Annotated in this window: 21 protein-coding genes and 3 tRNA genes; 6 read left to right on the top strand and 18 right to left on the bottom strand. The window is 53.3% G+C overall.

Annotation, left to right across the window (positions count from 1 at the left end):
- Window positions 1–3: 3 nt before the first annotated feature.
- Window positions 4–1851, bottom strand: a complete 1848-nt coding sequence (locus tag GQY55_RS25285) for a bifunctional metallophosphatase/5'-nucleotidase (protein ID WP_201452239.1) — start codon at window positions 1849–1851, stop codon at window positions 4–6.
- 450 nt (window positions 1852–2301) lie between these two features.
- Between GQY55_RS25285 and GQY55_RS25280 the strand changes: the two genes are divergently transcribed.
- Window positions 2302–2496, top strand: coding sequence for a hypothetical protein (locus GQY55_RS25280; RefSeq protein WP_160044691.1), 195 nt, complete (start codon window positions 2302–2304; stop codon window positions 2494–2496).
- Window positions 2497–2707: 211 nt separating this feature from the next.
- Window positions 2708–2866, top strand: coding sequence for a hypothetical protein (locus GQY55_RS25275; RefSeq protein ID WP_160044690.1), 159 nt, complete (start codon window positions 2708–2710; stop codon window positions 2864–2866).
- A gap of 108 nt (window positions 2867–2974) precedes the next feature.
- On the opposite strand, the gene GQY55_RS25270 is transcribed toward GQY55_RS25275, so the two are convergent.
- Window positions 2975–3709, bottom strand: a complete 735-nt coding sequence (locus GQY55_RS25270; protein ID WP_160044689.1) for a glycerophosphodiester phosphodiesterase — start codon at window positions 3707–3709, stop codon at window positions 2975–2977.
- Between the two features lie 134 nt (window positions 3710–3843).
- Here GQY55_RS25270 and GQY55_RS25265 point away from each other — a divergent pair, with 134 nt between their 5' ends.
- Window positions 3844–4005: a mechanosensitive ion channel protein MscL gene (locus tag GQY55_RS25265; RefSeq protein ID WP_160044688.1), complete on the top strand. Its 162-nt coding sequence runs from the start codon at window positions 3844–3846 to the stop codon at window positions 4003–4005.
- Between the two features lie 112 nt (window positions 4006–4117).
- On the opposite strand, the gene GQY55_RS31115 is transcribed toward GQY55_RS25265, so the two are convergent.
- Complete coding sequence (locus GQY55_RS31115) at window positions 4118–4255, bottom strand: hypothetical protein (protein ID WP_201452230.1); 138 nt, start codon at window positions 4253–4255, stop codon at window positions 4118–4120.
- A gap of 182 nt (window positions 4256–4437) precedes the next feature.
- Here GQY55_RS31115 and GQY55_RS25260 point away from each other — a divergent pair, with 182 nt between their 5' ends.
- The gene (locus GQY55_RS25260; RefSeq protein ID WP_160044687.1) at window positions 4438–5520 is read left to right on the top strand and encodes an AI-2E family transporter; all 1083 of its coding nucleotides are present in this window, start codon (window positions 4438–4440) and stop codon (window positions 5518–5520) included.
- A 113-nt stretch (window positions 5521–5633) separates the two neighbouring features.
- Here the strand turns inward: GQY55_RS25260 and GQY55_RS25255 are convergent, their stop codons facing one another.
- From GQY55_RS25255 to GQY55_RS31110, 5 genes are all read right to left on the bottom strand, one after another.
- Window positions 5634–6302, bottom strand: a complete 669-nt coding sequence (locus GQY55_RS25255) for a uracil-DNA glycosylase (RefSeq protein WP_160044686.1) — start codon at window positions 6300–6302, stop codon at window positions 5634–5636.
- 293 nt (window positions 6303–6595) lie between these two features.
- Window positions 6596–6681 (bottom strand) — tRNA-Leu (locus tag GQY55_RS25250).
- A 19-nt stretch (window positions 6682–6700) separates the two neighbouring features.
- A tRNA-Ile gene (locus tag GQY55_RS25245) sits at window positions 6701–6777 on the bottom strand.
- A 41-nt stretch (window positions 6778–6818) separates the two neighbouring features.
- A tRNA-Met gene (locus GQY55_RS25240) sits at window positions 6819–6895 on the bottom strand.
- A 117-nt stretch (window positions 6896–7012) separates the two neighbouring features.
- Entirely contained in the window at window positions 7013–7177 is a 165-nt protein-coding gene (locus GQY55_RS31110; RefSeq protein ID WP_201452229.1) for a hypothetical protein, read from the bottom strand.
- 273 nt (window positions 7178–7450) lie between these two features.
- Here GQY55_RS31110 and GQY55_RS25235 point away from each other — a divergent pair, with 273 nt between their 5' ends.
- On the top strand, window positions 7451–8317 hold the full coding sequence (locus tag GQY55_RS25235) for a YitT family protein (RefSeq protein WP_160044685.1): 867 nt from the start codon (window positions 7451–7453) through the stop codon (window positions 8315–8317).
- Between the two features lie 114 nt (window positions 8318–8431).
- Here GQY55_RS25235 and pyrE read toward each other — a convergent pair whose 3' ends face one another.
- From pyrE to GQY55_RS25185, 10 genes are all read right to left on the bottom strand, one after another.
- Window positions 8432–9073 (bottom strand): orotate phosphoribosyltransferase, encoded by a 642-nt coding sequence (gene pyrE / locus GQY55_RS25230; protein WP_160044684.1) that lies wholly within the window; start codon window positions 9071–9073, stop codon window positions 8432–8434.
- Entirely contained in the window at window positions 9070–9807 is a 738-nt protein-coding gene (pyrF, locus tag GQY55_RS25225; protein WP_160044683.1) for an orotidine-5'-phosphate decarboxylase, read from the bottom strand. Before pyrF ends, pyrE begins: the two co-directional genes overlap by 4 nt.
- 13 nt (window positions 9808–9820) lie before the next feature.
- Entirely contained in the window at window positions 9821–13036 is a 3216-nt protein-coding gene (gene carB, locus GQY55_RS25220) for a carbamoyl-phosphate synthase large subunit (RefSeq protein WP_160044682.1), read from the bottom strand.
- Between the two features lie 2 nt (window positions 13037–13038).
- Window positions 13039–14169: a carbamoyl phosphate synthase small subunit gene (locus GQY55_RS25215; protein ID WP_160044681.1), complete on the bottom strand. Its 1131-nt coding sequence runs from the start codon at window positions 14167–14169 to the stop codon at window positions 13039–13041.
- Window positions 14170–14252: 83 nt separating this feature from the next.
- On the bottom strand, window positions 14253–15533 hold the full coding sequence (locus GQY55_RS25210) for a dihydroorotase (RefSeq protein ID WP_160044680.1): 1281 nt from the start codon (window positions 15531–15533) through the stop codon (window positions 14253–14255).
- A gap of 112 nt (window positions 15534–15645) precedes the next feature.
- Window positions 15646–16548: an aspartate carbamoyltransferase catalytic subunit gene (locus tag GQY55_RS25205; RefSeq protein WP_160044679.1), complete on the bottom strand. Its 903-nt coding sequence runs from the start codon at window positions 16546–16548 to the stop codon at window positions 15646–15648.
- A 2-nt stretch (window positions 16549–16550) separates the two neighbouring features.
- Entirely contained in the window at window positions 16551–17108 is a 558-nt protein-coding gene (gene pyrR / locus GQY55_RS25200) for a bifunctional pyr operon transcriptional regulator/uracil phosphoribosyltransferase PyrR (protein WP_160044678.1), read from the bottom strand.
- Between the two features lie 337 nt (window positions 17109–17445).
- On the bottom strand, window positions 17446–17700 hold the full coding sequence (locus GQY55_RS25195; RefSeq protein WP_160044677.1) for a twin-arginine translocase TatA/TatE family subunit: 255 nt from the start codon (window positions 17698–17700) through the stop codon (window positions 17446–17448).
- A gap of 66 nt (window positions 17701–17766) precedes the next feature.
- Window positions 17767–18570: a twin-arginine translocase subunit TatC gene (tatC, locus tag GQY55_RS25190; protein WP_236575848.1), complete on the bottom strand. Its 804-nt coding sequence runs from the start codon at window positions 18568–18570 to the stop codon at window positions 17767–17769.
- 65 nt (window positions 18571–18635) lie between these two features.
- Window positions 18636–19277 (bottom strand): DUF1232 domain-containing protein, encoded by a 642-nt coding sequence (locus GQY55_RS25185; RefSeq protein WP_160044676.1) that lies wholly within the window; start codon window positions 19275–19277, stop codon window positions 18636–18638.
- A gap of 165 nt (window positions 19278–19442) precedes the next feature.
- Between GQY55_RS25185 and ytaF the strand changes: the two genes are divergently transcribed.
- On the top strand, window positions 19443–20051 hold the full coding sequence (ytaF, locus tag GQY55_RS25180; protein WP_160044675.1) for a sporulation membrane protein YtaF: 609 nt from the start codon (window positions 19443–19445) through the stop codon (window positions 20049–20051).
- Window positions 20052–20122 lie beyond the last annotated feature (71 nt).

The following is a 20122-nucleotide window of genomic DNA, read 5'->3' as shown; positions in this document are numbered from 1 at the left end:
ATTTTATTTTTTCTCGACGATGCGGTTTTCCGTTTTCGGGCTGATCACTTTGACTTTTTCCAAATACTCTTCCACGACGTCATAGAACGTGTAACCGGTATTCAGCACTTCATCTTTTTTCAGCATCGAATATCCGTCACCGCCCGACGTAATGAAGTCGTTTGTCGCCACGGTGTACGTTTTGTTCGGATCAAGCGGCTGGCCGCCGATTTTTACTTCCTGAACGCGCTCCCCTACCGGCTTCGTCACGTCGTAGACGTAGGACATGCCGCCGATTTGCAGGAAGGAACCCGGGAGGTCGTCTTTCTTTTCCACGCCTTTGACCGATACCTCAAGCGCCGCTTTAATATCGGCACCCGTCGCTTTGACGATCGTCAGCGTGTTCGGGAACGGAAGTATTGCATAAAGATCCTTTTTCGTCAGATCCCCGGCTGTTTTGCTGGCGCGGATTCCGCCGCCGTTCACCAGAGCCACATCGGCTTCGTAGCCTTTGATCGTTTTGGTCTTTGCTAAAATGGCGTCCGCGATGAAGTTGCCGAGATTCGTCTCGATGGCGCGCACTTCGGTTCTTTCGCCATGGAGATCGACTTCGGTTTTCCCGACCACAGCGCCCATGGCATCGTCAACCTTCTTGACGACGTCCTGGACCAGTTTTTCGATTTCCGGATCGGCCTTGACGTTTTCGTCATATTCGACCAAACCGCCGCTGAAACCGACCAAATCTTTATTATAGTAGTATAAGTCCACGCGCCCGAGCGATTTGCCGTATTCCCAGTCCTGCACGATGTACGTGCCGTTTACGTTTTCAGGCGTACGGAGCGGCGTATGGGAATGCCCGCCGATGATCAGGTCGATGCCCGATACGTTTTTCGCGATTTCGCGGTCTTTTTCCACGCCGATATGCGATACGATCACCACATGATCCGCCTTCGCCTTCATTTCCGGCACCAGCTTTTTCGCGATTTCGACCGGATCTTTGAAGGTCAAACCGATAACGTTGTTCGGATGGGTCACGATCGGCGTTTCTTCCGTCACGAACCCGATGAAAGCGATTTTTTGGCCGCCCACTTCGGCCGTGTATGTAGGAATGAGCAGGTTCGAGCCGTCCGCTTTGTATACGTTTGCGTTAACCATCGGGAAATCGAGCTGATCGCGCAATTTAAGCAGCTGCTCATAGCCGAAATCGAATTCGTGGTTCCCCGCGGTCATGGCTTCATAACCGAGTTTGTTCAGGATCGGGACGATCGACTCCCCTTTGAACTGGTTGGCGTAGATCGTTCCTTGGAACGTGTCGCCCGCGTCCATCAGAAGGAAATTTTTGTTCTCTTCGCGCCACTGCTTGACGAGCGTAGCGATTTTGGCATAACCGAATTCTTTGTCCTTCGAGTTGTCTTGGATATGCCCGTGCACATCATTCGTATGCGCGATCGTGATATGCTCCGTCACGGCTTCACCGAGTGCATTGATAAAGTCGCCGCGGGTCACCTGCGTCGCGGAATCCAGCTTCAAATCGATTCCGAGCCCTTTGGCGATGCCGGCCAATTTGTCGGAGGAAGGATACGTTCTGCCCTGAGCCGTTTCGGCTTTTGTAATGGCGCCTTTATTGGCGGCCCAATTCAAATAATCGATCGCCCAGTAGCCATTGGTCGGCGCAAACTGCTGGCCTTGGACTCTGGCGAACAACGCGACGGCTTCCCCAAGCGTAACATGCTGCGCCAGCATCAGATCCCCTTTTTCGAAACCGGTTACAATGTGTTTCTCCTGCATCCAGTCGCTGTGCTGCACGGGATGCAGCGGCGCAGCAAACGCCGACGTGGCGAGCAGCGTGGACATCAGCCCCGTGACTACCATTGTTTTCGCTTTCAATTTAAAATTCAAAAACAACACTCTCCCCTTTTTGTTGTTGATGAAACCGTGAACAAATGTTATATCACATGAGAACATTTGGTCATACAAAAGTATACACAGCGGTATCAAATGGGGTCAAGCACGAACTTTCGCCACCGGCGTTTATGGAATTGCGGCATTTACGCAGATTTCATACAGGTTTTACGCATTTTTTACGCAGGTTTTACGCCGGTTTGACGCGAATTAAATACGAGGAAGAAATCGAAGGCGTCATAGGAAGAGTGTATGCGAAAGCTTCTCCCGTCACCTTTTCATATGAATACGCAAGGTCCTATATTTTTTGGGTCTATTTGCTTATATTCGTGAAAAAATAGCTTTATATCCGGCACCGTTTCCCGTATGATAGAACTAGAACGAAATATCTATAGTCTGTATATACAGGAGAATAGTCGCATGGAAAAAGTCATTGAACTTGCCATTAAACACGGGCATACGCTTTTCGTTAAAAGCGTGGACGGCAGCACGTTAACGGGCATCCCGGAACCCTCGTCCGACCCCGCCAAATTAAAAATACGCACGCCGCTGGGCCATTTTTGGATTCCGCTGGACGAAGTGAGCCATGTGTCGCGCTTGATCGCATTCAAATAACCTGATCGGCATACGTCCGCTGTCGCAAGCAGCGGTTCTTTTCTTGATTTTCGCATACCGCTTCCTGTTTCAGATTCGCTCCCTCCGTTTATCCTTACATAAGAGCGTCAAGGAACAGCCGCACCGCTGCCGGCCGTATAGGAACAACGTTTCGGGACATCCTATGAACCTGTGCAGCATCCTTCCGGTATCTGAAAAGGAGTGGATTGGTATGGGTAAACCTCATAAACACGAGGAAGAAGAAAGATTTCCCGGAGTCGATCCGATTCCGGAGCCTGAACGCGAAAATCCTTCTTCCACCAGCATGATCGAAGAGATTTTGGAGGAGGGCTCGCAGGAAGCGGCCAAGCGCAAACAAGAAGACGAGTAAGCTTCCGGCCAGTCTCCTTGTTTCGCGCCTTCGGAGCACGTGATTTCTCCCCCACCGCCAAAATAAACCGGCGTCCGCCTTGGACCCGGTTTATTTTTTGCGCCGTTTTTACTTTTCTTTCGCCAGCAATTCGGCAAGCCGATCCGGATAATCCGTAATGATGCCGTCGACCCCGGCTTGAAGAAGCCGCAACATTTCGTTCGGGTCATTGACGGTAAACGGATGATAGGCTTTTCCGGCCGCTCTGGCGGCAGCCACGAATTCGGGAAGCACCGCAACATGATAAGCATGCAGCGCGTCGGCGTGCAAGGTGTCGGCGTAAGCCCAGGGCTCGTAGAGTCCTTCCATATAAAGAATGCCCGTCCGAATTTCAGGCGCAAGCCGTTTGCAGAGCAGCAAAGAGTAATGATTGAAGCTTGAAATGACGACCCGGTCGCTCAGCCCGTCGTCTTTTACCCGCGCGATGACTTTCTCTTCCAGCCCCTCGTATGGAACGGCTCCGTTTTTCAGCTCAAGATTGACGATCGTCCCGGTGTCTTTGACCAGCTCCAAAAGCTCGTCGAGATGCGGAATGCGTTCTCCCCGAAAATCGGGATGAAACCAGCTTCCCGCATCCAGCTCCTTCAGTTCGTTTAACGTATGGTCTTTCACCCAACCCGTGCCGTCAGTCGTCCGCCCCAGCGTTTCATCGTGAATCAGCACCATATGTCCGTCTTTGGTAAGCTGCACGTCCGTTTCGATGCCGGTCGCTCCCTGCTCCAGCGCTTTCCTGAAAGCAGCCATCGTGTTTTCGGGACAAACTTTGGAAGAGCCCCGATGCGCAAAATTAACGACGTTTCCCATGTCCTTTTAGCCTCCACCCTCTCCATCGCTCGGAAAATTAACATAACTCTTTGCTTCATTTCATGGCCTGTTAACAACCATATTCTAACATGATTACAGACCCGCAAAAAAGAGTAAGAAGGAGCTGAAACGACATGATCGTCTTTGACGTCATCGTGCACGGAGAGGTAAAGAAAACAATCCGCCCCATCAGCCAGAGGCTGCACGCGATGCTTGACCAGGTGACGGAGGAAGCCCGGCGGTTAAGCCGGTTGTACGGGACGCCCGTTGAAGTGAAGCGCCGGATCATTTATTGACGATAAGTGATCCGGTTTTTTTTCGCCTATAACACCCGTTTTCCCCGGAACATGCTTCGTCCAAACGCAAAAACACCCCTGCGGGATGGCCGGGATGCATAAAGCGTACTTATTAATAAACAATCGCGCGAGTAACGATGACAAGCAGAATGAAGAGAACCAAAATCGCCGCCAAAAAACGGAATGCTCCGCCCGGATACCCGCATCCCGCTCCGCCAACCGCTTCCCTCGTGGATACTCCCTCTTTCAACCCATGCTCACCCTATCGTTTGCGAATCGTTTTCCGGCCATTTGGATGCTGGAACCTGTTTTCCAACCGGTCGACGGATTCGTTTCCGGCACCGTCTTGGTGAATAAATGACATTCATATTGGTTAAAGGGATATAAATAGGAAAAGACCGTTCCGGTCTATAAAACGTTGGGGGGATCCTTTTGCCGCAAAGCAAATATTACCGCACATGCCTCGGGGTGATCTTCGCGCTGCTTATCATCTATTTGGGCTCGAAGGTCAGCTTTATTTTCAATCCGCTTATCCTATTGTTCAACATTATGATTATTCCGGTCATGCTGGCCGGCTTTATGTATTATTTGCTGCGTCCGATCGTCAATGTTTTGGAGAAACACCGCTGGCCGCGGCCTTTGTCCATCCTGATGATTTACCTCGTGTTTGCGGGACTGATCGTCTTGTTTATCATCCTGGTATGGCCGACCCTGCGGGAGCAAGTCATAAATTTTGCGGATAACGCGCCGTTTTTCGTCGAACAGGTGCAAAAGCAGCTTGACCAGCTTCAGCATAACCGTTTTATCGCCAGACTCGTACCGAGCGAATCCGATTTGATGACCCGCCTGGGCCAATATCTCAATAAGCTGGTCACCGCCGTGACCAACTCGGTATCCAATTTCATCGCGGTGTTGTCCAACGTCGTGGTCATCATCGCCACCGTCCCGATCGTGTTGTATTACATGCTGAAAGAGAGCAGCAAGCTGGGGCCGATCCTGCTTCATCTGGTTCCCCGGAAATACCGGCAGGAGGGCCGCGAGGCGCTTGAGGAAATCGATACGGCGCTCAGCAACTTTATCGTCGGGCGGGTGCTCTTGAATATTATGCTCGGCGTGCTGTTGTACATCGGCTTTTTAATCATCGGACTGCCTTATTCGCTGCTGCTCGCGCTGATCTCGATCGTGCTGAACCTGATCCCGTATGTCGGCGCCGTCATTGCCGCGATCCCGGTCGTTATCGTCGGGTTTATCGACTCCCCGTCCGTGGCAATCTGGTCCGTTGTCGTCATCATCGTGGCGCAGCAAATCCAGGACAACCTGCTTACCCCGATCATTTACGGAAAAAGGCTCGATATCCATCCGCTGACGATTATCGTGCTGCTGCTGATCGGCGGCGACATCTCCGGCTTACTCGGTATCATTTTGGCCATTCCGGCGTATATCGTCGCCAAAATCATCATCATTCGGGTTTACAAGCTGTTCCTTTCCGAAAAGGTCGACGACGTGATGGAATAAAAAAAACCATAAAAGTCGGGACTTAGGTTCGAAGCCCCATTCAGGTCCTCTGCCGGAGCCCCGGAAATCATAAAAAAGCGGGCCGCGGCCCGCTCGCTTGTTAATCTTTTTGCTTATATATTCGGAATCGACCAATCGATCGGCTCCATGCCATGCGACTCCAAAAATTCGTTCGTTTTGGAAAAAGGCCGGCTGCCGAAAAAACCGCGGTGCGCCGAAAGCGGGCTTGGATGGACCGATTTCAGCACCAGATGTTTGCTTTGGTCGATGAAAGCTCCCTTTTTCTGCGCATGGCTTCCCCATAATATAAAAACAACCGGCTTGTCCCGTTCATTCAGCTTCTCAATAACGGCATCCGTGAACCGTTCCCACCCGAGATCCTTATGGGAGTTGGCCTGCCCTTCGCGGACGGTAAGCACCGTGTTGAGCAGCAGCACGCCTTGCTTCGCCCAAGGAACGAGATAACCGTTGTTCGGGATCGGAACGCCAAGGTCGCTATTCAGCTCCTTGTAGATATTGACGAGAGACGGCGGTATTCTGACCCCCGGCATGACGGAAAAACTGAGCCCGTGCGCCTGTCCCGGCCCGTGGTAGGGATCCTGCCCCAGGATCACTACTTTGGTATGTTCATAGGACGTCAGTTTCAAGGCCTGGAACAAATTATCTTTGGACGGATAAACCGTATGCAATTTATATTCCCGGGCAAGCGCGTACCGCAAATCGTTAAAATACGGCTTTTCCACTTCTTCCTTCAGCTGCTGATCCCAATCATTGTTAAACATTCCCCATTCTCCTCTCATGATGATGTCGTTCTATGAAAATATGAATCCAAAAATAAAACCGCTGCCGACGCAAGTAAATGCCACATTCGAGTGTACCACGACGCGGGAAGATGGATCAATGAAAAAACCGATTTAGGTGCATGCCTGCAGGATATGAAGTCCTGTGCGTTTGCAAAAAGCGCGTGTAGCCAGAGAAATAAAAAAGCCCTGGCATGGTATCATTACCACGCAGGACTTCTTATGTATTGGCTTTTGAAAAATAATGGCCTCAGCGCAAGGGCTGAGGTCTATGATGCCGAGGACCGGGCTCGAACCGGTACGGTAGTCACCTACCGCAGGATTTTAAGTCCTGTGCGTCTGCCAATTCCGCCACCCCGGCATATCGCGTGAATCTTTCATGGTGGGCCCTGAGGGACTCGAACCCCCGACCAGTCGGTTATGAGCCGACCGCTCTAACCAACTGAGCTAAGGGCCCTGATCAAATATGGGAAATCGATTCATTATAATGGCTGTAATTGGTTGCGGGGGCAGGATTTGAACCTGCGGCCTTCGGGTTATGAGCCCGACGAGCTACCGGACTGCTCCACCCCGCGTCGTTAAGCCGTAATAAATAGCGACAAGAATTAATATACAGCATGATCAATAGGTACGTCAAGTATTTTTTGCAGGAAAATATAAAAAGAGAAATCGCGGGACATCAATCTCCCGGCTTATGGAATGAACCGCACGCCGTATCTCCCTTTCCTCGAACGGAAAATTTCAACGAGACGCGGATCGTCGTATCCGTAAATCCAGCCGTTTTGCTCCAGCCGTTTTGCGAGGCAGCCTGCTTGAAATTTCGTTTTGTAAAGCTTGCCGAAATAAACCCACTGCATGTCGTTTCCTCCTTTCCGCCCGTCGAATCGGCATCGATGGCTATTGTTGCCGGAAGTGGGGCTCCTCATGCATGTTCCCGTTTTCTTTGAGATTATTTTAAAATTAATTTATAATATTTACTTAGTTTGAATCAATTTCATAAACCGTTAGCTGCTCCAATCAAGACATATATAGATCGTAAACGTTTTTGTATATCTATGTATCGTTTCGTTCCCGTACTTTTTTATGAAATTGGTTCTGTTTAACATACTTTCTGGAAGCGAGGAATTCGAATGGCTAAAACACACAGGAAACTCACTCCCGTCGAACTGCTGAAAAAATTCATCTTCATTACGGCGGGCGCCGTATTAATGGCGGTTGCGCTCGAAGTTTTTCTTGTCCCGAACGATATCATCGACGGCGGCATTACCGGTATTTCCATCGTATTGTCCAAAATTACGACGCTCCCGCTCGGCATCTTCCTCTTTATCATCAACCTCCCGTTTTTATTCTTGGGTTACAAGCAAATCGGCAAAACCTTTGCCATCTCCACGTTGTACGGCATCGTCGTCATGTCCGTCACCACACAGCTTTTGCATCATGTCAGCCCGTTTACGAATGAAAAAATACTCGCCGTATTGTTCGGCGGACTGATTTTAGGCCTTGGCGTCGGCCTGGTGATCCGGTTTGGCGGCTCCTTGGACGGAACGGAAATCGTAGCGATCCTTCTCTCCAAAAAAACCCGCGTTCCCGTGGGCCAGATCATCATGATCATGAACGTGTTCATTTTTATCGTCGCAGGTTTCGTGTTCGGCTGGGATTCCGCGATGTACTCCATCTTTACATATTATATGGCTTCAAAAGTAATGGATATCGTCGTCGAAGGCTTGAACGAATCCAAATCCGTGACGATCATTTCCAGCGAATACGAGGAAATTTCGCAAACGATCCAGGACCGGCTCGGACGCAGCACCACCTTTATCTACGCGCGCGGCGGCTATTCCCGCGAAGATACGCAAATGATTTACTGCGTCGTGACCAGACTTGAGCTCGCCAAGCTGAAATCGGTTGTGCAGGAAATCGATCCGAAAGCGTTCATTGCCATTGAGCATGTATCGGACGTGCTCGGCGGCAATTTCGAAAAAAGCGCGATCCACTAAAACAGAGCTAACGCGTGCAGCATGGACAAAAAGAAAACCCTTGTTCTTTTCGAAAAAGGACAAGGGTTTTTAACGTGAAACGAAAAGCAGCCCCTGAAGGCTGCTTGACTGGTTTTATGCGCCGAAGGAAGAAGGATCTTCTCTCCAGGCTTTGAGGGCTTGCACGTCGTCTTGTTGAATCACGCCTTTTTCCAAAGCCACTTCCATCAAAGCCGTGTAATCGGACAAGCTTTGGAACGGAATTCCGGCCTCGTTGAAGGCTTGTACGGCCTTGTCCAGCTGGTAGCTGAAAATCGCCAGCACCGCTTGCGCCTCGGCGCCGGTATCCTGAACCGCCTTAGCGGCTTTGATCGAGCTGCCTCCGGTGGAAATGAGGTCTTCGATGACGACCACTTTTTGCCCCGGTTTGATAATGCCTTCGATTTGGTTTTCCTTGCCGTGGCCTTTGGCCTTATCGCGGATGTATGCCATCGGCAGGTTCATTTTTTGCGCCACCCAAGCGGCATGAGGAATACCCGCCGTTGCCGTTCCCGCGATCACCTCGGTATCCGGGTACTGCTCGCGGATGACCGCCGCAAACGATTCCGCGATAAATTCGCGGATTTCCGGATACGACATCGTCAACCGGTTATCGCAATAGATCGGCGATTTGATGCCGGAAGTCCAGGTAAAAGGATTTTTCGGGCGCAAGGCCACCGCCTCGATCTGCAGCAAATACGCCGCGATCCGTCCAGGGATTTCTGCAAGATTCGTCATGCTTCCAACATCTCCTTAATGATTTGTTCTGCTGCCGTTCTCGGCTTCTCTGCGGCCGTTATCGGCCGTCCGACGACAATGTAGCTGCTACCGCCGCGTATCGCTTCTCCCGGCGTCAGAACGCGTTTCTGGTCGCCCTGATCGCTGCCCGCAGGCCGGATGCCCGGCGTCACGGTAATAAACCCTGCGCCGCAAGCGCGGGCGATATCGCCGGCTTCCTGCGCGGAAGCGACGACGCCGTCAAGGCCGGCGGCTTGGGTCAACTCGGCGTAGCGGATCACCGCGTCCCTTACCGTCCCGGGAATGCCGATTTCATCGTTCAGCATGTCCTGGCCGGTGCTCGTCAGCTGGGTGACGGCAATGACAAGCGGCTTTTTCAACGAGCCGTCGGAAGCCAGCGCCTTGTCTGCGCCCTCAAGCGCAGCCTTCATCATGTCCGTTCCGCCTGCGGCATGCACGTTAAACATGTCCACGCCAAGACGGGTGATGCTTTCCGCTCCACCCTTGACCGTGTTGGGGATGTCATGCATTTTCAGGTCCAGGAATACTTTGTACCCCCGGGTCTTCAAATCGCGCACAAAATCGGGGCCTGCAGCATAATACAGCTGCATGCCCACCTTCATGTAACACGGGATGCCTTCAAGCTCCCGCAGCAGCGCCGCGGCTTGATCCGCATCCGGGTAATCCAGGGCCACGATTAAGCGGCCCGCCATTTCCCTGTATCGTTCATTCATCTATCGTAGCCCCCTAGCGATCGGCGAATGCCGGCATGGCTTGGGACGAGAAGTTGATCGTATCCAGCATGTGAAGAAGCGCTCGGACGGTATCCAGCGACGTCATGCAGACGACTCCGTTTTCCACCGCTTCGCGGCGGATGCGGAATCCGTCGCGTTCCGGCGTTTTGCCTTTCGTCAGCGTGTTGAAGACGAACTGCGCTTCGCCGTTGCGGATCAGGTCGAGAATGTTCGGTGTGCCGTCGCTCAGCTTTTGCACCGTCGTCACGAGGATGCCGGCTTCGCTAAGCGCTTGTGCCGTTCCGCCCGTCGCGTAAATTTTGTAGCCGAGGCGGCGGAAGCCTTTCATAAGCTCGACCGCTTCCTCTTTATCCTTGTCGGCTACGGTCACGATGATCGCGCCGGTGGAAGGAATTTTCATGCCTGCGCCGATCAAGCCTTTGTAGAGCGCTTTGGCATACTGCAGGTCGCGTCCCATCACTTCGCCCGTCGATTTCATTTCGGGACCGAGCGTCGGTTCGACGCGGCGCAGCTTCGCAAAGGAGAATACCGGAACTTTGACCGACACATATTCGCTTTCAGGCCACATGCCTTCTTCGTAGCCCAGATCCTTCAGCTTTTTGCCGAGAATCGCCTGCGTGGCGAGGTTCGCCATCGGAATCGTCGTCACCTTGCTCAGGAACGGCACCGTCCGGGAAGAACGCGGGTTGACTTCGATCACGTACACCTCGTCTTGGTAGATGACAAACTGGATGTTAACCAGGCCGACCGTTTTCAATTCCTTGGCGATGCGCGTCGTGATGCTGACGATTTTGTCTTTCAGATGCTGCTCCAGATGCTGCGGCGGATATACCGCGATCGAGTCGCCGGAGTGCACCCCTGCGCGTTCGATATGTTCCATGATGCCCGGGATGACCACCGTTTCGCCGTCGCAGATCGCGTCGACTTCGACTTCCTTGCCGAGCATGTAACGGTCGATCAGAACCGGATGCTCCGGATTGATTTTGACCGCTTCTTCCATGTAGCTCAGCAGTTCGGCGTCGGAATACACGATTTCCATCGCCCGTCCGCCGAGGACGTAAGAAGGTCTCACCAGAACCGGATAGCCGAGCGCTTGCGCCGTTCCAACCGCTTCGTCCACCGACGTGACCGTGCTGCCTTTCGGCTGGGCGATGTCAAGGCGGGAAAGCAGCGCTTCGAATTTTTTTCGGTCCTCCGCTTCGTCGATGCTTTCAAGGCTTGTGCCGAGAATCGGAACCCCGGCGGCGCTCAGCGGCCCGGCGAGGTTGATCGCCGTTTGGCCGCCGAACTGCACGATGACGCCGATCGGTTTTTCCTGCTCGATGACGTTCATGACGTCCTCGAAGAACAGCGGCTCGAAGTACAGACGATCCGACGTGTTGAAGTCCGTCGATACCGTTTCAGGGTTGTTGTTGATGATCACCGCTTCGTAACCCGCATTTTGGATGGCCCATACCGCATGCACCGTCGAATAGTCGAATTCGATCCCTTGCCCGATCCGGATCGGACCCGAGCCCAGCACGACCACTTTCTCCTTGTTCGATGGCGTCACTTCGTTTTCCGTTTCATAAGTCGAGTAATAATATGGCGTGGATGCCTCGAACTCGGCGGCGCATGTATCTACCATTTTGTATACCGGGCGCAGTCCTTGCTGCTGGCGGTATTCACGCACTTCAACTTCTTTCGTGTAGCTGTCCGCCAACGCCTGCGTACGGAGTTCGGCGATCGCGCGGTCGGTAAATCCCAGCCGCTTGGCTTCATACAGCGTTTCCGGCGTCAGTTCCTTTTGCTGGATTTGCGCTTCGAAAGCGATCAAGCCTTGCAGCTTATCGAGGAACCACCAGTCCACTTTGGTCAGATCCTGCACGGTTTGCAGATCGTAGCCGCGGCGGAAAGCTTCGGCGATCAGGAAGATGCGCTCGTCGTCGGCTTTGACAAGGCGTTCCTTCAGCACTTCCTCGCTCAATTCCTCGCTGCCTTTCAAGCAGAAGCGATGTACGCCGATCTCCAGAGAGCGGATCGCCTTGTGCATCGATTCCTCGAACGTCCGTCCGATCGCCATGACCTCGCCGGTCGCTTTCATTTGCGTGCCGAGCTTGCGGTTGGCGTGAATGAATTTATCGAATGGCCAGCGCGGGATTTTGCTGACGATGTAGTCCAGCGTAGGCTCAAAGCATGCATAAGTTTGGCCGGTTACCGGATTGACGAGCTCGTCAAGCGTGTAACCGAGGGCGATTTTGGCCGCCATTTTTGCGATTGGATAACCGGTCGCTTTGGATGCGAGCGCAGACGAGCGGCTGACCCGCGGATTCACTTCGATGACGTAATATTGATAGCTGTGCGGATCGAGCGCGAACTGAACGTTGCATCCCCCTTCGATGTTCAGGGCGCGGATGATTTTCAGGGACGCCGATCTCAGCATTTGGTATTCGCGGTCGGACAACGTCTGGCTTGGCGCGACGACGATGCTGTCGCCGGTATGCACGCCGACAGGGTCGAAGTTTTCCATGTTGCAGACGACGATGCAGTTGTCGTTGGCGTCGCGCATGACTTCGTATTCGACTTCCTTCATGCCCGCGATGCTTTTTTCGATCAAGCATTGTCCGATCGGGCTGTAGCGGATCCCGGAGGAAACCGTCTCGCGGAGCTCTTCTTCGGTCGCGCAAATGCCGCCGCCGGTGCCGCCAAGGGTATACGCCGGACGAACGATGACCGGATATCCGACTTCATCCGCAAAAGCAAGCGCTTCTTCCAGCGTCGTGACGATCGTGCTTTCCGGAACCGGCTGCTCCAGCTCGCGCATCAGCTCGCGGAACAGGTCGCGGTCCTCGGCTTTTTCGATGGATGTCAGCTGCGTGCCGAGCAGTTTCACGTTTTCCTGTTCGAGGATGCCCGCTTTCGCCAGTTCGACGGCCATGTTCAGTCCGGTCTGGCCGCCGAGCGTCGGTAGCAGTCCGTCCGGACGCTCCTGGCGGATGATTTGGGTGACAAAGTCGAGCGTGATCGGTTCAATGTACACTTTGTCGGCCATGTTGGTATCGGTCATAATCGTAGCCGGGTTGCTATTGATCAATACGACTTCAACGCCTTCTTCTTTCAACGCTTCACAGGCCTGCGTGCCCGCATAGTCAAATTCCGCCGCTTGGCCGATGACGATCGGCCCCGAGCCGATGACGAGGATTTTCTTAAGTTGTTTGTTCAGTGGCATAATTAACGTTCTCCTTTCGCGGCTGCAGCCAGTTCAGCCTGACGCGGGTTGGCCGGGTTTTGCTGTTTATGTTCTCTGATCATGTCAAGGAATTGATCGAATAGATAGCCGTTATCGTATGGACCCGGCGCGGCTTCCGGATGGTATTGCACGGTGAACGCCGGATATGTTTTATGCTTCAAGCCTTCGATGGTTTTGTCGTTGTTGTTGAGATGCGTCACTTCAAGCTCCGTGCCTGCGACCGAATCCTCTTTAACCGTATAGCCGTGGTTTTGGGAAGTGATGTAGCAGCGGTTCGTTCTCAGGTCTTTGACCGGGTGGTTGCCCCCGCGGTGTCCGAATTTCAGTTTCTCCGTATCGGCGCCGCAAGCGAGCGCGAACAGCTGATGTCCAAGGCAGATGCCGAAGATCGGGTACTCGCCGAGCAGTTCCTGGATCGTGCGGATGGCATGCGGCACGTCTTTCGGGTCCCCAGGCCCATTGGACAGCTGGATGCCGTCCGGATTCAGGCGGCGGATTTCGTCTGCCGTCGTGTCGTGAGGCACTACCACCACGTCGCAGCCGCGGGCCGTCAGCTCGCGCAAAATGCCTGTTTTTGCGCCGTAGTCCACCAGTACGATCCGCTCTCTCGAGCCTGGGCTGCTGTACATATGTTTGGTAGATACCGTAGCGACCTGATTTGTCAGAACCGGGCTGGCCGCCAGGCGTTCTCTCAGCTCTTCAACCGATGCGGCCGAAGTCGTGAGGATCCCTCTCATCGTTCCGTGCTGGCGGATCATCCGGGTCAACATCCGGGTATCGATGCCGCTGATGCCGACGATGCCGTATTCTTTCAGCAGGCTGTCTACGTTGTATTCCGCGCGCCAGTTGCTCGGCACCGTTTCATGCCGTCTTACCACGAACCCGTTCACGAACGGGGCCACGGATTCGAAATCGTCGCGCGTAATGCCGTAGTTTCCGATCAACGGATAGGTCATCGTCACGATTTGCCCGCAGTAGGACGGATCGGACAGCACCTCCTGGTAGCCGGTAATTCCCGTATTGAATACAACCTCGCCTGTTTTTTCCCCTTCGGCTCCGAATGCACTGCCCGTAAACAGTGTTCCATCCTCCAGAAGCAATCTTGCCTGCATTCTACTCACTCCCTCTGTCAAATACGTACTTCTCTTCTGTTAAACAGCGTTTAGCCTGAATCTATCTCGAATCCGGGCGAAGGTTATTCAGCCCATGCCACTTTGCCGTCCACCCATGTTTTTACCGGCCAGCCCTTCAGCTTCCAGCCGGTAAACGGCGTGTTCCGCCCTTTCGAGGCGAAGGTTTGCGGATCGACCTCTTTTTCGGTCTCGAGGTCGATCATCGTCAGGTCCGCAGGCGCACCTTCTTCCAGCCGTCCTGCATTAAGCCCGAACACTTTTGCCGGATCGGCCGTCATGCGGCGCACGAGGAAGGAAAGATCCCAAAGCCCCGTTTCCACGAATTTCGTGTACAGCAGCGGAAATGCCGTTTCGAAGCCGACGATGCCGAACGGCGCCATTTCCATGCCTTTGGCTTTTTCCTCTTCGGTGTGGGGCGCATGGTCCGTGACGATCATATCGATCGTCCCGTCCTGCAGAGCTTCGATGCACGCCTGTACGTCGCGCGGCGAGCGGAGCGGCGGGTTCATTTTCCAGTTGGCGTCCAGGCCCGGTATGTCTTCGTCGGACAGCAGCAAGTGGTGCGGACACACCTCTGCGGTGACGTGGATGCCGATCGATTTCGCCTGGCGGATCAGTCGGATCGATTGTTCCGTGCTGACATGGCATACATGGTAGTGAACGCCCGTCGCTTCGGCGAGCAAAATGTCGCGCCCGACATGAATCGCTTCCGATTCGTTCGGGATGCCGACCAGCCCGTGCTTTTCGGCAAACTTGCCTTCCGTGACGCAGCCTTTTTCCACCAGCGAGTTTTCTTCGCAATGCGCGATGACCGGCATATCGAGCTCGGCGGCAAGGCGCATCGCGTTTTTCATCATTTGCGCGTTCTGAACGCCCACGCCGTCATCCGTGAAGCCGATCGCACCGGCGGCCTTCAGCGCGGCAAAATCGGTCAGTTCTCGTCCGAGCTCCCGGACCGTGATCGCCGCGTAAGGAAGGACTTTGACCAGTCCCGCTTCGCGCGCCTTGTCCAGCACCAGCCGCACCGTTTCCGGATTGTCCGTCACCGGCTTGGTGTTCGGCATGCAGGCAATCGTCGTGAAACCGCCTTTGGCTGCCGAACGGCTGCCCGTTTCAATCGTTTCCTTATGTTCAAAGCCAGGCTCGCGCAAATGAACGTGCATATCGATGAGCCCCGGCGTTACCAGCTTCCCGGCCGCATCCGTGATTTCCGCGCCATCGGCCGGTTTCCATTCCGAGTCCCCGTCGATCAAGGTGCGGATGACTCCGTCCTCCAAAACGATATGCTTTTTCGTAAGTTCGCCTTGTTCATTCAACACGCTGGCGTTCGCGATAATATGCATGCTGTTTACCTCCGCTCGTTGATTGGCGCTGTGGCTTCCAATCTATTGTATAATATTCATTCAGATTTGTGTATATTTATTAATGCAATGGCATGAAAATTCCTGCCTTCGCCTACAATAACGCTCTTTCCATGACGGCCATCCGTACGGGAACCCCGTTGCTCATCTGCGTGAATATGGCCGACTGCTCACATTCGACGACAGCGTCATCGATTTCCACGTTCCGGTTCACCGGCGCCGGATGCATGATCAGCGTATGTTTGGAAAGCTTGGCTGCCCGTTCTTCCGTTAATCCGTACTGCTTTCGGTATTCTTCCGCAGATCCCAGCATGCCCGTTTCATGGCGTTCAAGCTGTACCCGCAGCATCATGACGACATCCGATTTTAATGCTTCTTCGATGCTTACATAAGGAACGTCAAGCTCTGGCGCCTGCATATTCGGCGGCGCGCAAAATTTGACTTCGGCGCCGAACTTCCGCAGCGCCCACAGGTCCGATCTGGCCACCCGGCTGTGCGATACGTCCCCGATGATCGAAACGCTGAGTCCTTGCAACGTTCCGAACTTTCTTTTCATCGTCAGCAGGTCCAGCAGCGCTTGCGTCGGGTGTTCGTTGTTTCCGTCCCCCGCGTTGATCAGCGGGACCGAAATTTTGCCTGCCAGCTCTTGAAGCACGCCTACCGGCTTCAGCCGGATGACCCCGGCGTCGATTCCCATCGATTCAAGCGTTTTGACCGTATCGTAAATCGATTCGCCCTTCTCCACGCTGGAGGCCGCGGCAGCGAAGTTCAGCACCTGCGCGCCGAGCCGCTTTTCGGCCATTTCGAAGGAAAACCGGGTTCTTGTGCTGTTCTCGAAAAACATGTTGGCCACAAACCGCGTGTTCAGGACCGGGACCACCTTCTCTTCCCGAGCCGCCCAATAGGCGGCCCGTTCGAGGATGGAGTCGATTTCGCCACGGCTCAGATCCTTCAGTCCGAGCAGACTGCGTTCCTTAAGCTTCGTCATCGTCATCATCGTCATTTCTCCTCCCGGTTTTGAAAAATCGTTACCTCGTCTTTGCCGTCGGTTTCCGTCAGCGCGACTTCGATCTGCTCCTGTTTAGATGTCGGCACGTTTTTTCCGATGTAATCCGGTCTTATCGGCAGTTCCCGATGCCCACGGTCCGCAAGCACCGCCAGCTGGATCATCTGCGGTCTGCCGCAATCCATGAGCGCATCCATGGCGGCCCGGATCGTCCGGCCGGTATACAGCACGTCATCGAATAAAATGACTTTTTTCTCTTCTATTTCGAGAGCTTTAAGCTCTTGGTTCCCATCCAGGGCGGTTTTCGGAGCGGCTTGCTTTTGATCGTCGCGGTATGCCGTGACGTCGATCGCTCCCCATGGCACCGGCGTGCCTTCGATCTCCAGTATTTTGGCCGCAAGCCGTTTTGCCAGAAATTCGCCTCTTGTTTTGATGCCGATTAAAACGCAGTTTTCAATCCCCTTGTTCCTCTCCAGTATTTCGTGTGCAATCCGTGTCAGTGCGCGGCGGATAGCCGCTTCATCCATAATGACATGCACCTCGTTGCTCATGCTCTACACTCCTTTTTGTTAAGGGATATTGACTACATTATCGCCCGTGAACATGCAAAAAACTCCTTGCCGCTCTTGGCAAGGAGTTAAAGTCTCTTGGACATTCGGACACAAGGCACCCTTACGAGACCGCGCTAAAAAGGCATGCGCATGCCGCGAAAGTGAACCTCGGTTCACGTTACCTTGCCAGCCTCACGGGACTGATTTAAAGGTCTTATTCAGATGGATTGAACTGAAGCGACTTGCTTCAGATTCATTTCATTTCATTCAGCTACAAGAATTATGACAGACGGGCTTCGTCATGTCAACAGGCGATTCGCCGCCGCGTCATGGAAATTTATTCCGGAAGATTGCGGGACTGCCGGGGATCAGGCTGAACGGGTGCCGCCTGAGGTTCGTCCGTTTTCGGCGCTTCCGCGGTTTTCCGCGGCGCCGGCCGGGAATCCCCGAATATTTCGTTCATTTCCCTTTTCACTTCACGCAGCGCCTTTCCCGCGGAACGCCCCAGTCCCGGGAGCTTGTTCGGCCCGAACAAAAGCAGGGCCAGCAGCGCCAGCAAAATGAATCCGGGCAAACCGATATCGCTTAGCATTTGGTTGAAACCCCCTTTAATTCTGTAACGAGATCGCTCGATGCATAGCGGATCACACTTGTCCGATCAAGAAACCGTCCCGTAATTCATCCGGTCCTCATAGTTGCCGTCGAGCCGCTGCTGCTTGCGGTACACTACCCGGGACATAAACACGCTGATTTCGTATAACACGATAAACGGCAGCGAGACGGAAATATGCGAAAAAAACTCGGGCGGTGAAATCATGCACGCGATAAATACAAGCACCATGTAGGCGACTTTGCGGATTTTCGCCAGCTTGGCCGGCGTCAGAATGCGAAGCCTCGTCAAAAACATCGCGACCACCGGCAGCTCGAACGCCAAAGAGACCGGCGCAACGATGTTCGTCAAAAAAGAAAAATATTGCGCGATGCCGTAGGTTTCGACGAGTCCCAGGTTTTTGGTCGTGTCCGTCGTAAACCGGAACGCCATCGGAAACACGACGAAATAAGCAAACGCAAACCCGACGATGATAAGGACAAAAGCGGCCGGGATATATTTTAACGCCGCCCTGCGCTCATCCTTGCGCAGCCCTTTTTTCACGAACCCCCAGATCTGGAACAGCGTGAACGGAACGGCCACGATCAGCGACAGCGCCGCGGAGAGATACATATAGATCCGGATGCCGTCAAACGGACTAAACGCGTTCCATACGACAAGCGAAGCCGGAGGCCTGCTTTTCAGAAAATGCAGCACATCCCCGGCGAAAAACATGGCGGCAATCATCGACGCCACAAAAACGGCCAGTATCCAAAACAATCTTTTCCGAAGCTCGGATAAATGTTTTTCGTAACGGGACCAGTTCATTCGGTTCATCAAATTCAGCAGGTTCAGCAAGTTGATCAGCTCCATTGCTTTTTAAACATTTGCCATTTCCTTTTCCATACCTAACACTTTACCATTTTTGCCGGCAAAAATCACGATGGTCTTCGCATCGCCTTAAGCCGCTCCATCACGATCCCGACGGCGATCGCGTCATCGATGTAACCGAAAGGAAAGCTGAAATCCGGAATAATGTCCGTCGACAGGACGAAATAAAGCAAGGCGCTGCCGATGACGTGACGCTCGGGTTCCGGCAGCCGTCCCGATCCGTATTCGCCGTATAAATCCTTCAATTGGTCGATGTAATACCCTCTGCTCCGAAGCTGCTCCAGTTTGGGCAAAAATGAGCTTTCGATGAGCTCCCGCCCTTCCTCGGTTTGTGCATACGCCTCATATTTATGCAATTCCTTGCGGATTTGGTCGGCCATGTTTTCTACATGAATGCCGCTGCCTTTTAGCGCATTCCTTAATTCGCTGATGTCGTCCTTCGTTTCCTTGGCTTCAAAACCTGCGGCGGACAAAAGCTCCTGAATCGGAATCTCTAAATGCTGCGCGAACAGATGCAGATGCTCCAGCTTGGGCTGCTGCTTTCCGTTGACGATCCGCGAGATGGAAGCCGCGTCCAAGCCTGTCATTCCGCCGAGCTTCCGCATCGACAACGATTTGGCGCGCAACGATGTTTTGATCAGCTCGCCAAGCCGGTTTTCCTCCTGTTTGCCTTCATGTCCGGTAGCCATCGTTTCACCGCCTCTTTCGGCCTTTTTTTTCGCCTCAACGTTTTGTTGCGATTTCTTCAACATTATATGATCCGAACGGGCACTTTTTGTTGCCGGTTTTAATAAGATACGATGAGGATTCGGCAAAATCTCGAAACATCATTCATGCAGGGGAGTGCTTAGATTATGATTGCACCATGGTTATCGTCCGTTTCAATCGCGCTGGCGTCCAATCTGGACAATGCCGGCGTCGGGGCCGCTTACGGGGTAAGGAACATCAAAATTCCTTTTTATGCGAGCGCGGTCATTGCCTTTATGGGTTTTCTGCTTACGCTTATCGGAGGTTTGTCCGGGCAAGTGATCGCCTTGTGGATTCCCCCGGAAATATGCAACATCATCGGGATGGTCATTTTGGTCGCGATCGGTCTGTGGGTGATGCTGCAGCCGTTTTTGGAGCGGAAAAAGCCGAAAAAGGAGACGCCCCCGGGGCTCATCAAGGAAATTTTGAAAAACCCGGAAGCGGCCGATTTCAATCAATCCAAAACCGTCGATTTCAAGGAATCCGTCATTCTTGGCATCGCGCTGTCGATCAATAATTTGGCCGGGGGGTTCGATGCCGGAATTACGAACATCAACATTTGGGAAACCTCCATTTTTTCCGGTTTGTTCAGCTTGATCTGCATCGGCGTCTGTTCGATGGCCGGCCGCAAAATTGCCGGTGAACGCCTCGGCAGAAGCGCCAGCTGGATTGCGGGGGCGATCCTGATCGCCATCGGCCTTCACCAAGTCATTTAATGCCAGAAGAAAAACGTCTATCGACGTACTTTCACAGAAGGCAGACCGCGTTTAGCGGAATTTTTCTTGAG

Source organism: Paenibacillus sp. USDA918EY, assembly GCF_009870825.1.
Classification (GTDB): Bacteria; Bacillota; Bacilli; order Paenibacillales; family Paenibacillaceae; genus Paenibacillus_AQ; species Paenibacillus_AQ albilobatus.
The sequence above is the reverse complement of the archived record's forward strand: the minus strand, read 5'-3'. Positions and strand labels throughout refer to the sequence as shown.